The sequence below is a fragment of the Gordonia sp. UCD-TK1 genome (genome assembly GCF_001691435.1).
In the GTDB taxonomy this organism is placed as follows: Bacteria; Actinomycetota; Actinomycetes; order Mycobacteriales; family Mycobacteriaceae; genus Gordonia; species Gordonia hongkongensis.
In genome coordinates, this window is record NZ_LZMP01000035.1 from 63,737 (window position 1) to 79,079 (window position 15,343).

The window sequence follows — 15,343 nt, forward strand, 5'->3', positions numbered from 1 at the left end:
CGTGGTCGGCACCGGCGGGCGTGGCGTGTGCGAGAAACGATTTCGGAGGTCACCGCGCGGCGAGCATCGAGTACCCCTGCTTCGGTGACCAGTCGCGGCGCACCAGGCCGAAGTTGTGCTCGAGATTGTTCGGGTCGGTGCCGGCGTCTCGCAGCGAGTACACGAACAGCGGTCCGAGCCAGGGCGCGTCGCTCTGGGCGCCGATGGCTATCTCGATGCTCTGTGCCTGGACCTCCTCGGTGACGGCGTTCGTGCCGGTTCCGGTCGGTGCGCCGAACTCGGTCATCCAGATCTTCTTGTCGCCGTCGCCCGCGGCGACCATCACGTCGCGCATGTCCCACATCCGTGCCGCGGTGCTCCACGATGCCGCGGCGGGGTCGTTGGGCAGAGCCGGATAGGTGTAGGGATGCACGCCGAGTGCGTCCAGCGAGCGGTTGAATCCGCCCTGATACAGATTGCGCACGAAGGTCAGCGGTGCGATGTCGCGGCCGTTGTCGGTGCCGGGTGCGAGCCCTCCGGAGATCACCGCGGCGCCGGGGACCGCGCGTTTGACGGCCGCGTAGGACGCAGCGAGCAGGCGGCCGTACTCGGCCGAGTTCGCCCTCGGCAGCCAGTAGTTCGCCAGATTGGGCTCGTTCCAGATCTCCCAGACCGCGATCGAGTCGGCGTACCGTTGCGCCGCGGCCGCGGCAAAGGAGGCGAAGACGTTGGGATCGGCGGGCCGGTAGTGGCTGTTGCGTGGGAAGTCGGACGCGCGGGCCGCCCACAGCGGCGTGTAGGTCACCAGCCCCAGCGGACACATCCCGTGGGCGACGATGGCGTTGACCACCCGGTCGATGGGCGCCCAGTTCCGTTGTCCGCGCCGGGGTTCAACGACCGACCAGTCCACGTCGAGTCGCACTGCCCACATACCGAGGTCCTGGGCGACCGACAACTCCCGATTGAGGTCCTCATCGGACGCCCCGAGCAGCGAGGCACCCGGCGACGCTGCGACCTTGTGGTCACCGGCGGCGAGCGAGCATGCGGCCGGCGCCGAATGGGCGTCGCTGCGTACCCACACGATGGCGGCGAGGGTTGCGACGAGGATGCACACGTACGCGAGGGCCGACCGGGTGGCCCGACCGTGCAGGGACCGTGTCATGGATGGTGCCTATCTGAGAGACGCGCATCGCGCGCGGCAGGTGCCGACGGTGGAATTCTCCTCAGCCGGACAACAACTCGTCGAGCATACGCGGTAGGGTCGCCGACTTGTCGTGTCCGTCCGCGATCCGACGACGCGCCTCCGCGGTCAGCGAACGGCGCAGGTCGGCGTCGTCGAGGACGCGGCTGATCGCCGCGGTCAGCGCGGCGGGATCCGACGGCGGGACGAGGACTCCGGCGCCGTCCCGCAGGAACTCGGTGGTGCCGCCGTGATCCGTGCCGATGACCGGTGTGCCGTAGGCCATCGCCTCGAGGACCGAGAGCGGTCCGGCCTCGGGCGTCACACTCGCCGAGAGCACGACATCCCATCGCTCCAGGGCGGCGCGGAGATCGGTGTGGCCGAGGAACCGGACGCGCCCGGCGAGGTCCGGTCTGGCGGCCCGGGCATGCAGTGCGGCAACGTGATCGGCGTCCCCGGGAAACGAGCCCCCGGCGAACTCCAATTCGACGTCCGGCAACCCGGCGACCGCGTCGAGCGCGACGGCGTGCCCCTTCCAGGGCGTGAGCAGTGCCAGCATCCCGACGACCGGTGGGTCGTGGAGTTGGGTGGGTAGGGCGGGGACCGGCCAGGTGACTCCGTTGTGGGCCACGACGACCGGCAGACCGAGGTCCGCGAGGGGGACCGACGTCGCCTCCGACACCGCCACGGCGCGCCGGATCACGGGTGCGCTGACGCGGATGACGGCGCGCTGCCGCCCCGACGTCAGGGTGTCGTGCACGAGCCAGGAGACGCGGCCCGTCGGTTGCGCGACGCGTGCGGCGGGGAGTGCGAACAAGGAGTTGACGATCGTCGAGGTGTCGGACCGACGTGTCACCCGGCGCAGGGTGCGACCGGCGCGTACCCAGTCGAGCACGAGGCGACCGGCGCCCGCGAGGCGCGCGACACCGCGCTCGCCACTCAGGCCGAGGGGCGGGATGGGCACGTGGTCGACCGGGGCCGGGAGTCGTCCGGCCAGGGGACCGTCGGGACTGACGACCCGCACCGGGTGGCCGCGCTCGAGCGCGACGTCGATCAGATCGAGCATCACCTTCTCCGCCCCGGAGACCTGGCCGGTGTGCGCGACGAAGACGATCGTGCACGGGTGCTCGGAATCGGTCATCGGACCACCTTCGTGTGTCGTCCGGGCGGCGTGGTGACCGCCCGGGTGAGCAGTACCGCGGGTCCGGCGACGATCAGTGCGGTACCGGCCGAGACGACCGGCCAGGGAATCGAATCCGCGAGCCAGACCCCGATGGCGCACGCCGCCACCGTCAACAGGGTCAACGTGGTGAGTGCGCCCAGTGGGAGCAGACCCGTGATGGGCAGCGTCCGACCGATGACGACCCACAGTGCCACCACCGCGAGGGCGAAGGTGATGACGGTGGAGAAGGCGGCCCCGTCATAGGAGTACCGCGGGATCAGGATCAGGTTGAGCACCACGTTGAGTGCCAGGCCGCCGACCGCGATCCACGGGTAGCGATTCGCCCGACCGGTCGCCGCGAGCAGGAAGATGCCTAGCACGATGAAGGCGGTGAGCGCCGCGCCCAGAACGAGCAGCCGCGCGGCGTCGGCCCCGACGACGAACCGGTCGCCGTACAGGAGTCCGATGATCGGGCCGGCGCTCGGCCAGAAGGCGGCCACGGCCACGGCACCGCCCGCGGCGAACACCACCGCCGCACTCCGGCACCGCTGGCGCAGGACCGCCGACTGGTCGGGCCAGGCGGCGACCAGCAGGGTGCTGACGGGTCCGATCGCGGCCAGGATGAAGGTGTCCATGATGTCGGAGAACTTGTACCCGATGCCGTAGATGCCGACCGCGTCGAGCGAATCGAGCAGACTCAGCAGCAGGACGTCGACCTTCTGCAGCGCGATGGTCAGGGCGAGGCCCAGTGCGAGCGGAAGGGCATCGGAGAGCATCGGTTTCCAGCGCGACCATTCGACGACCCGCGACGGACGCAGTCCCGACGACCGGCGCGCGATCCCGACGACCTTGATGATCAGCGACAGGATCTCGTTCGCGACCGGGGCGAGCACGAACACCAGCAGTGCCGGCGCTACGAGCACGGCGGCGATGGTCAGCGCCAGCTGCAGAACCTGGCCCAGGCTCTCGGCGATCGCGGTGAGCAGGAGGCGGTGCCGGCTCTGGAAGATGACCGTGAGTGCCTGTGCGGGCGTGGCGAACACGACGACGAGTCCGGCGATCGCGGTCGCGCGGATCACATCGCCGGGATACTGCAGCACGATCACGTAGGCGACGGCGATCAGGTAGCCGAGAAGGCCGAGCACCACCCGCAGGGCGATGAACGCCGAGGACGTCTTCGCGACGTCGTCGGGGTCGTCGGAGATGAGCCGGGCCATCACCGCCCGGCCGACCCCGAGGTCGGTGAAGATCGCGGTCAGACCGAGCAGCGCGAACACGAAGGAGTAGGTGCCCCAGTCCTCCGGGGACAGGGTGCGCGCGATGAGGACGCTCCCGGCCCAGCCGAGGGCGGCGATGACCACGCGACTGGTCAGCATCGCGATCGTCGCCCGGGTGGCGGCCCGCGCATCCGAGGCCGGGTGCGCGCCGGGCTCGGCGGCCGGCGCAGTCGTCGGCCCGCTCGCTGCGCTCCCGGCGCCGGTGATTCTCGGCCCGCTCGCTGCGCTCCCGGCGCCGGTGGTGTTCGGCCCGCCCGCTGCGCCCCCGGCACCGGTCGCGCGGGCCAGCAGCTCGGCTTCGGCCTGCTGATCCACCAGCGCATCGGACGGCAGCGGGCCGGTGACGTCAGGGCTCACGGCGCCCCGCACCGGGTATGTCGATGCCGCCGGCCCGGTAGGCCTCGACCGTCCGGCGGGCCGTGGTGTCCCAGCTGAGGGCTGACGCCACCGAGGTGCCGGCGGCGACGAGTTCGGTGCGCGMCGASTCGKCGCGCACGAGGGGTTCCAGGGCACGGACCCAGTCGTCCTCGTCGTGGCCCTGCACCAGTGTCGCGCCGTCACCCACGACCTGGGGAAGCGCGCCCACCGCACTGGCGACGACGGCACCGCCACAGGCCATCGCCTCGACGGGCGGAAGGCCGTAACCCTCGTAGAACGAGGCGTAGGCGGTCACGGTCGCCGCGGCGTAGAGCGCCGGCAGGTCCCCGACATCGACGTAACCGAGCCCGACCGCCGACGACGGGGCATCCGGGCCGGTCGAACCCGCGCCGCCGAGCACGCACGGAATGTCGAGGCGCCGGGCGACCGCCGCGACGAGTTCGACGTTCTTGCGGGGTTCGACGGTGCCGATCTGCATCACGAAGCGTTCCGGAAGATCGTATTTCGCCCGAACCCGTTCGACATCGGCCGGCGCGGGTGGGCGGGCCCAGTCGGCGGGCGCGAGTTCGGTGACGTGGGCATCCCGTCCGCAGGTCTCGCGGATTCGTTCGGCGGTGAACTCGGAGACGGCGATCAGCACGTCGGCCCGACGGAGGGTCGTGCGGACGAGTACGGATTCGCCCGCGGCGCGAAACCGGCTCGACGCGGACGGCATGTCGAGCACCGACAGGTCGTGCACGGTCGCGACCGTGGTGGCGGGGCCGGCGACCGGTAGGTCGACGTCGAGACCGTGGAACACGCCGCCCGAGCGGGTGGGGAGTACGCCGAACACCGCCCGTCGGACACCGTCGGCGACGGGACGCTCCACCGGGGTGATCGCCGGGGGCAGTTCGCCGACCGCGTCGGTCTGCACGACTGCGGACAGGGCGGTGCCGTCGACGTGGCCGGGCAGTGCCCTCAGGAGTTCGCGGATGTAGGTCTGAACGCCGCTGCCTCCGGGACGAAGTGCAAGCGCACCGTACGTGATTCGTGTTGTGCCGTCGCGCATCCAGCAGCTCCCAACAGTAACCAGAAGTAGAAGTCGAGCGGGAAGATCTCGAAGTAGGTGGCGACCAGGCAGGCCACCATCGCCGCGACCATGGACGCACTGACACCCAGGACGAGGGCTCCATCCGGGTCGGGCATCCGGCGCGAGTACTGCACGCACCAGATGATCGCGGTCACGATCAGGGCCAGGAACAACCACAACCCGATCGGCCCGAGTTCGATGAGCAGCTTCACGTAGTAGTTGTCCGGCTGGTAGTTCTTCGACAACTGCTGCACGGTACCGCCGGCGCCGGCGGTGATCGTCCGCGTCGTGTCGCCCTGGGCTGCCGACATCGCGTCGGCCGCCGATCCGCTCGACGCCAGGCCGGTCCCGAGCGGGTGCACCCAGATGCTCGCGAAGATCTCACCCCACCCGGAGCCGCGCTGACTCAGGCTGCTCGACGAGAAGAACACCTTGGTGATGTTCGACGGCAGGAACGGCAGCGAGATGACGGCGACGACCGCGAGTGCGAGCAGCGGGGCGATGAGGCGGCGGAAGCGAAGGGCCGCAAGCCAGATCACACCGACGATGAGGCCGAGGATCGCCGCCCGCACCACCGACGTGGCCATCGTGATCGCCATGACCGGCCAGCAGACGAGGAACAACCGGTTGCGCCGGCGGGCGGTGTCCGACAGCGCCACTGCTCCGCCGACGAGCAGGGCCAGCATGACGAAGAGTCCGAAACCGAAGGGCTGATTGAACGTGCTGAACGTCCGGAACAGCGGACCGCTCGTCCGCACCTGCTCGCCGAAGGTATAGCCGAGTTCGACCAGCCGCGCCGGACCCAGGAGCTGCTGGCCGATGCCCACGAGGGTGGTGAGCACCCCGAGCGCCATGATGATCGAGACCAGTCGGTCGCGGTCGAGCGCGTCGAACGGCGTCAGCCAGAGCACGAGGACCACGAAGAGGTAGAAGAAGGTGACCTTGACGCCGTACAGCCCGATGGGGCCGTAGACATAGAGCGCCGACACGACCCCGAACGCGACCAGCACGGCCGCGGCCGGCCACCACGGCAGCTGCAACGGCGGGTCCGTCCGGTCGGCGGGCCGGACCCGGCGATTGGCCGCGCAGATCAGCGTCAGCGCGAGGACGCCCTCCTTCCACGCCGAGGCGACGCCGGGCAACGGGGCGATGTCGAGGAGACCGTCGAGGGGGGTGAGCGCGGCCAAGACCAGGAGACCGCGTTGCGGACGCCGGTAGATGACGGCGACGAAGGCGACCGCGAGGACGAGGGCGACGAGTGCAGCGACCACGACCGGGAGGTGCGCCACGCCGACCTGCCTTTCCACCTGCCCCCGTGGTCTGTTCGAGCCCCCAGACCAACCATGGTGGCATCTCCGGGCTCCGTTTGTCCGGGGCAACACGGACACATGTCGCCCCGGACACGCCGGGAGGCCGCCGGCCGCAGGTCAGTGACCCGAGATGCGACGTGCCCGTCGCGGGCGGGTTCGGTCGGGCCCGGATTCGGTTGTGAGAAGGCGTGGTTGCGGGCGCGGGGGATCCAGGAGTTGCGGCATCCCCTTCACCGGCTGGTGCATCGGGAGCAGGGTGTAGCCGTCTTCCCACGGAAGGTGGCCGTGGTCGTCGGGCCAGACCACCTGCAGTTTCGGGTGGTCGGGGAACAACAGGTTCGCCAGGAGCAGCTCGTCGTGGTCGAGTTGCTCGATGAGTCGGACGGTCACGGCGACCGTCTGCAACGGGATGTCGGACTGCGCGGCGACGAGATCACGCCAGTCCTCCTGGTGGAGCAGGGCGCCCAGTTCGTTCAGCACGTGCGTCGCGGTCAGGGGATCGACGCCGTAGATCGAGAGCTCCGGGATCGAGTGCAGCGAGAGTCCGGAGGTGTAGGAGAACCCGCACTCGGTTCGAGCACCCGCAGGCGGTGCGTCGAACTCGGCGTCCGCCTCGCCGACCGAGGTCACCTGCCAGCCGCAGCGCCGGATGGTCTCGATGGTGGAACGGATGAGCGGATTGGGATGCCACCGGGGCAGACCTCGGATCGCGGCAGCGTGGTCTGACATGGATCGCTCCTTTGTTCGACGGGTGCGAACATCAGAACACGAGGCCCCGACAATTCTCCCTACGCCGCAGCCGGGGAGGCGGGCGTCAGGTGTTCGCCGTGCGTCGGATGCCGAACACGGTGAACAGGGCCGCGCACGTGGCGAAGACGACCAGCAGCGAGAGCCCGATCGTGTAGCTGTGGGTGGTCGCGTCGTAGGTGGCCCCCATGACCATGGGCGGGAAGAAGCCGCCGAGCCCGCCGAGGGCACCCACGATCCCGGTGACCGAACCGACCCGCTCGGCGGGCGCGGCCTGCGCGACCCAGCTGAAGACCGACCCCGAACCGAGTCCCATGCAGACCGCCATCAGGACGAAGTCGAGACCGGCGGGTATCTCGAGGGGCGGCTTGGTGATCATCCACACGGCGAGCACGGCGGCACCGCCACAGGAGATCACGGTGATGATGCGCGGTCCGAAGCGATCGGACAGGACACCGCCGACGGGCCGGGCGATGACGGCCGCGATCGCGAAACCGGCGGTGCGTGTGCCGGCCGCCTGGAGGTCGAAGTCGTAGACGTCCTTGAGGTAGGTCGGCAGGTAGGTGCTGAAGGCGACGAAGCCGCCGAACGCCGCAGCGTAGAGAAAACCGAGCTGCCAGGTGATCGGCAGTTTGGCCGCACCGATCAGTTTGGGGACCACCGAGTCGTGGGACGCGGCCCACCTGGGTGAGTCGCGCATGAACAACCAACAGACCACGGCGACCATCGCGAGCGCGACGGCGATGATGATGTGCGTCGCGATGTATCCGAACCACGACACGAACCGCGGGGTGAAGAAGGCCGACAACGCCGTCCCGCCCATCCCGGCTCCGAAGACGCCGGTCGCGAACCCGCGCCGGGACTTGTCGTACCAGGCGTTCACGAAGGGGATGCCCACGGCGAACGTCGTCCCGCCGACGCCGAGGAAGAAGCCGGCGACGAGCAGCAACGCGTAGCTGTCGAAATGTCCGGCGGCGGCGACCAGCAGGACGAACGGAATGGTGGCGACCAGCAGAACGGTGAACATGAGGCGGCCGCCGAAGCGGTCGGTCAGTGCGCCGGTCAGGATTCGCCCGAGCGAGCCGACCAGGATCGGGATGGCGACGAGGATCGACTTCTGGGTGGCGCTCAGGTCGAGTTGGTCGGTGTAGACGACCCCGAGCGGACCGATGAGGTTCCAGGCCCAGAAGCTGATCGTGAACGCGAGTGTCGCGAGAGCGAGGTTCGTGGTCTGCGCACGCGAGCTGATGGCGGGCGTCGTGGTGCCGGTGCTCATCGATCACGATCCTTCACTCCGACGGGCGCCCACCCCGGCCGATGGGGCTGGTTACCCGGCGCGACACGTCGGTCGCGGCTTCGGTACACGATGTAGGGACGGAAGAGGTAGTGCACCGGCGCGGTGAAGATGTGCACCAGCCGGGTGAAGGGGACCATCGCGAAGAGGAGCATCCCGATCAGGATGTGCACGTGGAAACGCAAGGGCGCCGCCGCCATCGCCGTGACGTCCGGTTGCAACACGAACAGTGAACGGAACCAGGGCGAGACGGTCTCGCGGTAGTTCACGCCGGGCGCGTGCGGGTCGAGCGTGCCGATCAGCGTGATGTAGGTGCCTGCCACCAGCGCCGTGACCAGCACCAGGTACATCGCCTTGTCGTTACGCGTGGTGGCCATGAACACCGGGCCGACGGTCCGCCTGCGGTACACAAGCATCGCGACCCCGACGAGGGTGGCGACGGCCGCCAGGATCCCGAAACCCCCGGCACCCCAGTGGTACAGCGTCTCCGAGACGCCGATGGCCTCCGTCCACGACTCCGGGATCAGCAATCCGATCGCGTGGCCGATGATCACCACGAGCACGCCGTAGTGGAAGAGCGGCGACGCTATCCGCAGGAGGCGGGACTCGTAGAGCTCCGATGACCGCGTCGTCCACCCGAACTTGTCGTAGCGATAGCGCCAGATGGTTCCACCGATGAGCAGTCCGAGCGTCGCGTAGGGCACCACGCCCCACAGGAAGATGTCCACGGGTCACCTCACGCTCGGGTCGGGTTGATCGGCAGCAGGCGGGGGTCGAAGGGTTCCAGGCCCACGGTCTCCGTCGGTGCGGGTGCGCACATCGCGAGCGCCGTGGCCCGGTCGGGTGGGGAGGGACTGGGCAGGGTGGCGCACACCGCCGCCACCGCCCCGGCGTACGGCGACTCCGCGCCGAGCAGGGCGAACCGGATCAATTCCAGTGCTGCACGGTGCTTCTCGAGCAGCTCGACGCCGCGGCCCGGATCGGCCCGCGCGCTGAACTCGAGCACGATCGGCAGATGGTCGGGCAATTCACCGCGCAGGTCCACGAGAAATCCACTGTCGCGGTAGGCCTGCTTGAACTCGCCCAGCGACGCGCCCCGACGCCGGGTGTCGCCGTCGGACCAGTACGACAGGTAGAGCGTGTGCCGTTTCGAGAGATCGAAGAGCTCGATGTACTCGCGGCGCAGCGCTGCCGGATCGCCGTCGGCGAGGTGATCGGTGATCTGCCGCAGCAGATGTGGGGTCTGTGGGTCATCCATCTCGGCGAGGGCGGCCCGCATCAGATCGACGCGGCCGAGGACCTCGTCGTCGGGATAGCTCAGGCACCAGGACGCGATCAACCGTACGACGGTGCCCTCGTCGGTCGCCCGCGAGCGACGTGCGAACAACCGTGGTCCCCTCATCGTGCTTCCTCGTCGGGAGTCGATCCGGGTACGCGTTCGGGGAACAGGCCCGGCGGGGCCCCGTTGCCGTCCCAGTTGAGCAGGTTGGTCCGGCCCGCCATCGTGTGCTCGCCGGCCGCCGTGTCAGTGGTCTGACGCTGACGCAGCGCATGGAACGTCTCCACCGACACCGGCGCGGGACGACCGCTGGCCTCGCCGAACGGCGACGAGTCGAACATGCCGGGTCCGTCGTCGTAGTCGAGCGAACACCCCATCTCGTCCAGTTTCTCGGCCTGTTCGAGATGAGCCGTGGGGATCACGTATCGCTCTTCATATTTCGCGATCGCCATCAGGCGGTACATCTCGTACACCGCCTCCTCGGTCATCCCCACCGCGGCCGGTATTCCGGCGTCGGGTTCACGGCCCAGGGTCACGTCGCGCATGTACGAGCGCATGGCGGCCAAGCGGCGCAGCACCGTGTCGACGACGGCGGTGTCACCGGCGGTGAACAATTCGGCCAGGTACTCCACGGGGATGCGGAGTGCCTCGATGGCGCCGAAGAGGGTGCCCGCGCCCTCGGCGTCGTGACCCTGCTCGGCGAGCAGGTCGACGATCGGCGACAGCGGCGGGACGTACCAGACCATCGGCATGGTGCGGTACTCCGGATGCAGGGGGAGTGCGACACGGTACTTCTTGGCCAGCGCGTACACCGGGGATCGGCGGGCGGCCTCGAGCCAGTCGTCCGGGATGCCGTCCCGACGGGCGGCGGCGATCACGTCGGGATCGTCGGGGTCGAGCATCAGGTCGAGCTGGGCCTCGTAGAGATCGCGTTCGTCCGGGGTCGACGCGGCCGCCGTCACGGCATCGGCGTCGTAGAGGAAGATGCCCAGGTAGCGAAGTCGTCCGACGCACGTCTCGGAACAGACGGTGGGTTGCCCGACCTCGATGCGCGGGTAGCAGAGCGTGCACTTCTCGGCCTTGCCGGACTTGTGGTTGAAGTAGATCTTCTTGTACGGACAGCCCGTGATGCACTGCCGCCAGCCGCGACAGCGATCCTGGTCGACGAGCACGATGCCGTCCTCGCTGCGCTTGTAGATCGCGCCGGAGGGGCAGGACGCCATGCAGGACGGGTTCAGGCAGTGTTCGCATATGCGCGGCAGATAGAACATGAACGTCTGCTCGAACCCGAACTTCACCGCATCCTCGGACTCACGACGCAGCTTCTCCACGATGGGATCGCGCTTCGCGAGTTCGGGTGCGCCGCCGAGATTGTCGTCCCAGTTCGCCGACCAGGTGACCTTGGTGTCCTTGCCGGTCAGCAGCGATTTCGGACGGGCGACGGGGAAGTCGTCGCCGAGCGGGGCGTCGATCAGGGTCTGGTAGTCGTAGGTCCAGGGTTCGTAGTAGTCCTCGATGGTCGGTTGGACCGGACTCGCGAACAGGGTCAACAGCTTTCGGATCCGGCCGCCTGCACGCAACCGCAGCCTGCCGTTGCGGTTGAGGACCCATCCGCCCTGCCAGGTGTCCTGGTCGTCGTAACGACGCGGATATCCCTGTCCGGGGCGGGTTTCCACATTGTTGAACCACACGTACTCGGTGCCGGACCGGTTGGTCCAGGCCTGCTTACAGGTCACCGAGCAGGTGTGGCACCCGATGCACTTGTCGAGATTCATCACCATCCCGACCTGGGCCATGACCCGCATCAGTACGTCACCTCCTGGCTGCGTTTGCGGATGGTCGACACCATGTCGCGTTGGTTGCCGGTCGGTCCGAGATAGTTGAAGGCGTAGGACAACTGGGCATATCCACCGATCAGATGAGTCGGTTTCACCAACAGCCGCGTCGGCGAGTTGTGGATGCCGCCCCGGCGGCCCGTCGCCTCCGACTTCGGGACGTCGATCGTGCGTTCCTGGGCGTGGTGGACGTAGCAGACCCCGGCCGGCATGCGATGGCTGACGATTGCACGGCACACGAAAACGCCGTTGGCGTTGGTGCATTCGATCCAGTCGTTGTCGGCGACGTCGATCGAGGCGGCGTCCTGGGGACTCAGCCAGGCGATCGGCCCGCCGCGGGAGAGTGACAACATGAACAGGTTGTCCTGGTACTCGGAGTGGATCGACCACTTCGAGTGCGGCGTCAGGTACCGCACCGTGATCTCCCGGGCGCCGTCGGGTCCGAGCTTGGGTTCGCCGAACAGGCGGTGCATGTCCAGCGGCGGCCGGTAGATCGGGAGCGACTCGCCCATGTCGATCATCCAGTCGTGGTCCAGATAGAAGTGCATCCGTCCGGTGAGCGTGTGAAACGGCTTGAGCCGCTCGATGTTCACCGTGAACGGTGCGTACCGGCGGCCGCCGGTCTCCGACCCGGACCACTCCGGTGAGGTGATGACCGGCACGGGTGCCTTCTGGGTGTCGGCGAAGCGGATGCGCTTCTCCTCTGACCCGCGGGCGAGGTCGTCGAGGCGGAAACCGACGCGTTGCTGGAGTTGTTCGAAGCCGGCCACCGCGAGTTCGCCGTTCGTGGTGCCCGACAACGTCAGGATCGCCTCGGCGAGTTTCTCGTCGGTGTCGATGGCCGGTCGTCCGTCGCCGGCGCCGCCGAGCATCACGCCGTTGGATTCGGCGAGTGTGCGTGTTTGTTCCTCGAGCGGGTAGGTCACGTTCTTGACGGTGAAGCCGAGGGTGTCCGCGAGCGGTCCGATGGACGCCAGCTTGTCCGCGATCGCGGTGTAATCCCGTTCCACCACGGTGAAGTTGGGCATGTTCCGGCCTGGCTGTCCGACAACGCCGTCGTGTCGCCAGTCCAGAATCCGGCCGTGCGGTTGTGCAACCTCGCCGGGGGTGTCGTGCTGCAGAGGGACGCTGACGAGATCGCGCCGTGTACCGAGGTGGGTGCGTGCCAGGTCCGACAGCTTGCGTGCGAGCCGGTGGAACAGGTCGAAGTCGGACTTCGCCTCCCACGGCGGGTCGATCGCCGGTGTGAACGCGTGGACGAACGGGTGCATGTCCGTCGAGGACAGGTCGTGCTTCTCGTACCAGGTCGCAGCAGGCAGGACGATGTCCGACAGCAGCGTGGTCGATGTCATCCGGAAATCCGCCGACAGCAGCAGGTCGAGCTTCCCCTCCGGAATGTCGTCGTGCCAACGGATCTCGGCAGGCCTCGGGGTCTCGGGTTTCTCGGCGCCGAGCACGTTGTGGTGGGTGCCGAGCAGGGTCCGGAGGAAGTACTCGTTGCCCTTCGCCGAGGAACCGAGCAGGTTGGATCGCCACAGCACGAGTGTCCGGGGCCAGTTCTCGGGTGCGTCGACATCGGTGATGGCGGATGTCAGTTGGCCGTTCTGCAGACGCTCTGCGACGTAGGACGCCGGATCGGCGGCGTCACCGCGATCCACGGCGGCGGTCGCCTCGTCGGCGACGTCGAGAGGGTTGGTGGAGAATTGGGGATAGAAGGGCATCCAGCCGAGCCGCGCCGACTGGGCGATGGCGTCGGCGGTGTGCTCGTGGTCCATCGTGCCGCGCGACAGCGGAGATGCGAGTGAGGATGTCGAGTACCCGTCGTTGCGCCATTGCCCGGTGTGCATGTACCAGTACGAGGTCCCGGTCATGGTCCGCGGCGGGCGCGTCCAGTCCAGCGCGTTCGCCAGCGAGATCCAGCCCGTGATCGGACGACACTTCTCCTGCCCGACGTAGTGCGCCCAACCGCCGCCGTTGCGGCCCATGCATCCGGTGAGGATGAGCAGGGACAGGATCGCCCGATAGGTCGCGTCGCCGTGGAACCACTGGCAGATCCCGGCGCCCATGATGATCATCGAGCGGCCGCCGGATTCCTCGGCGTTGGCGGCGAATTCGCGCGCGACGCGAATCGCCGCCGCGGCCGGCACGCCGGTGATCTCGGCCTGCCACGCCGGTGTGTACGGCGCCGATGTGTCGTCGTAGCCGGTGGGCCACTCGCCGGGGAGCCCGTCCCGGGTGACGCCGTACTGCGCGAGCATCAGATCGAAGACGGTCGTGACGAGCCGTCCCCCGATCCGCCGCGCGGGGACACCTCGGCGGACCACGGCGCCGCTGCCGTCGGGGGCGTCGAAGACCGGGAACGCGACTTCGACGAATTCGGCCGCATCGCTCATGAGTGTCAGCGCGGGTTGCGCGCCACCGAGATCGAGATTCCATCGCCCCGCACCGGAGTCGGCGTACCGGAACCCCATCGAGCCGTTGGGCACCACCGGCTCATCGCGTGCCTCGTCCCAGCACACCGTCTTCCAGACGTCCTCGGAGGCAACATGTTCCGCGCCGGGCAACTCGTCGGCGGTCACGAACTTCCCAGGGACGAGTTTTCCGGGGACGTCGGTGCCGGTCGAGTCACCGTCCGGCCCGCCCGGTTCCTCGTCCAAGTGGATCAGGAACGGCAGGTCGGTGTAGCGGCGCACGTAGTCGTCGAAGAACCCGGTCGAGCGCCGGACGAAGAACTCGGTGAGGATGACGTGTCCCATCGCCATCGCGAGCGCCCCGTCGGTGCCGGCCTGCGCGGGCAGCCATTCGTCGGCGAACTTGGTGTTGTCGGCGTAGTCGGGGCTGACCGAGACCACCTTGGTGCCGCGGTAGCGCACCTCGGCCATCCAGTGCGCGTCCGGGGTCCGCGTCACCGGGACGTTGGAACCCCACATCATCAGGTACGTCGCGTCCCACCAGTCCCCGGACTCCGGGACGTCGGTCTGGTCGCCGAACACCTGGGGACTGGCAACCGGAAGATCGGCGTACCAGTCGTAGAACGAGGTCATCACCCCGCCGATCAACTGGATGAACCGGGTGCCGACGCAGTGGCTGACCATCGACATGGCCGGGATCGGGGAGAAACCCGCGCACCGGTCCGGACCGTGGGTCTTGATCGTGTGGACGTGCGCTGCCGCGGCCATCTCGACGGCCTCGTCCCAGGAGACGCGAACGAGCCCGCCCTTGCCCCGTGCGCGCTGGTAGGAGCGTCGGCGCAGCGGGTCTCCGACGACGTCGGCCCACGCCAGCACGGGATCGCCCAGCCGGCGCTTCGCCTCGCGGAACATCTCCACCAGCACGCCCCGGGCGTACGGGTGTCGGACCCGGGTGGGGGAGTAGGTGTACCAGGAGAAGGCCGCGCCCCGCGGGCATCCGCGGGGTTCGTACTCGGGCCGGTCCGGGCCCACCGAGGGGTAGTCGGTCTCCTGGGTCTCCCAGGTGATGATCCCGTCTTTGACGTAGACCTTCCACGAGCAGGAGCCCGTGCAGTTCACGCCGTGTGTCGAGCGCACGATCTTGTCGTGGCTCCATCGATCCCGGTAGAAGACGTCGCCGGCCCGACCGCCGTCCCGGAAGACGACACGACGATCGTCGGTCTCGTCCCATCGGGTGAAGAACCTGCCGATGTCCAGCAGTGCGGTGGCTGCAGAACCCTGTACATCTTCTGACCGGGCCATGAGCGACACCATACGGAGGGTCGGCAATTGTTTCTTCCCGAATCGCGAAGTCGATCAGAAATGCCGAAATCGTTTGTGAGAAATACACCCGACGGTCATTCGGGAAACAATTCGGTCGCT

The 15,343-nt window shown here is 68.5% G+C and carries 11 protein-coding genes; all 11 read right to left on the bottom strand.

Going from position 1 to position 15,343, the window contains the following annotated elements:
• Positions 1-49: 49 nt before the first annotated feature.
• Positions 50-1,141, bottom strand: coding sequence for a cellulase family glycosylhydrolase (locus A9310_RS18000; RefSeq protein WP_065631817.1), 1,092 nt, complete (start codon positions 1,139-1,141; stop codon positions 50-52).
• Positions 1,142-1,202: 61 nt separating this feature from the next.
• Positions 1,203-2,300 carry a glycosyltransferase family 4 protein gene (locus tag A9310_RS18005; RefSeq protein ID WP_065631818.1) on the bottom strand — a complete coding sequence of 366 codons (1,098 nt, stop codon included), beginning with the start codon at positions 2,298-2,300 and terminating at the stop codon, positions 1,203-1,205.
• On the bottom strand, positions 2,297-3,955 hold the full coding sequence (locus A9310_RS18010) for a flippase (protein WP_065631892.1): 1,659 nt from the start codon (positions 3,953-3,955) through the stop codon (positions 2,297-2,299). Before A9310_RS18010 ends, A9310_RS18005 begins: the two co-directional genes overlap by 4 nt.
• The gene (locus A9310_RS18015) at positions 3,945-4,901 is read right to left on the bottom strand and encodes a glycosyltransferase family 1 protein (RefSeq protein WP_083207447.1); all 957 of its coding nucleotides are present in this window, start codon (positions 4,899-4,901) and stop codon (positions 3,945-3,947) included. The genes A9310_RS18010 and A9310_RS18015 overlap by 11 nt, the downstream gene beginning before the upstream one ends.
• Positions 4,902-4,933: 32 nt before the next feature.
• Positions 4,934-6,334, bottom strand: a complete 1,401-nt coding sequence (locus tag A9310_RS18020) for an O-antigen ligase (RefSeq protein ID WP_065631820.1) — start codon at positions 6,332-6,334, stop codon at positions 4,934-4,936.
• A 138-nt stretch (positions 6,335-6,472) separates the two neighbouring features.
• Positions 6,473-7,084, bottom strand: coding sequence for a DUF4262 domain-containing protein (locus tag A9310_RS18025; protein WP_058251985.1), 612 nt, complete (start codon positions 7,082-7,084; stop codon positions 6,473-6,475).
• Between the two features lie 85 nt (positions 7,085-7,169).
• Positions 7,170-8,378: a NarK/NasA family nitrate transporter gene (locus A9310_RS18030; protein ID WP_065631821.1), complete on the bottom strand. Its 1,209-nt coding sequence runs from the start codon at positions 8,376-8,378 to the stop codon at positions 7,170-7,172.
• On the bottom strand, positions 8,375-9,124 hold the full coding sequence (gene narI / locus A9310_RS18035; RefSeq protein ID WP_058251983.1) for a respiratory nitrate reductase subunit gamma: 750 nt from the start codon (positions 9,122-9,124) through the stop codon (positions 8,375-8,377). Before narI ends, A9310_RS18030 begins: the two co-directional genes overlap by 4 nt.
• Positions 9,125-9,132: 8 nt before the next feature.
• Positions 9,133-9,798 carry a nitrate reductase molybdenum cofactor assembly chaperone gene (narJ, locus tag A9310_RS18040; protein WP_065631822.1) on the bottom strand — a complete coding sequence of 222 codons (666 nt, stop codon included), beginning with the start codon at positions 9,796-9,798 and terminating at the stop codon, positions 9,133-9,135.
• Complete coding sequence (gene narH, locus A9310_RS18045) at positions 9,795-11,480, bottom strand: nitrate reductase subunit beta (protein ID WP_058251981.1); 1,686 nt, start codon at positions 11,478-11,480, stop codon at positions 9,795-9,797. Before narH ends, narJ begins: the two co-directional genes overlap by 4 nt.
• A complete protein-coding gene (locus A9310_RS18050; RefSeq protein WP_065631893.1) occupies positions 11,480-15,223 on the bottom strand; it encodes a nitrate reductase subunit alpha in 3,744 nt (1,247 codons plus the stop codon). The genes narH and A9310_RS18050 overlap by 1 nt, the downstream gene beginning before the upstream one ends.
• Positions 15,224-15,343 lie beyond the last annotated feature (120 nt).

Coding starts and splice junctions, on each gene's coding strand:
- A9310_RS18030 (WP_065631821.1), bottom strand. CDS start 8,378: ATGAGCACCGGCACCACGACGCCCGCCATCAGCTCGCGTGCGCAGACC.
- narJ (WP_065631822.1), bottom strand. CDS start 9,798: ATGAGGGGACCACGGTTGTTCGCACGTCGCTCGCGGGCGACCGACGAG.
- narH (WP_058251981.1), bottom strand. CDS start 11,480: ATGCGGGTCATGGCCCAGGTCGGGATGGTGATGAATCTCGACAAGTGC.
- A9310_RS18000 (WP_065631817.1), bottom strand. CDS start 1,141: ATGACACGGTCCCTGCACGGTCGGGCCACCCGGTCGGCCCTCGCGTAC.
- A9310_RS18050 (WP_065631893.1), bottom strand. CDS start 15,223: ATGGCCCGGTCAGAAGATGTACAGGGTTCTGCAGCCACCGCACTGCTG.
- A9310_RS18005 (WP_065631818.1), bottom strand. CDS start 2,300: ATGACCGATTCCGAGCACCCGTGCACGATCGTCTTCGTCGCGCACACC.
- A9310_RS18025 (WP_058251985.1), bottom strand. CDS start 7,084: ATGTCAGACCACGCTGCCGCGATCCGAGGTCTGCCCCGGTGGCATCCC.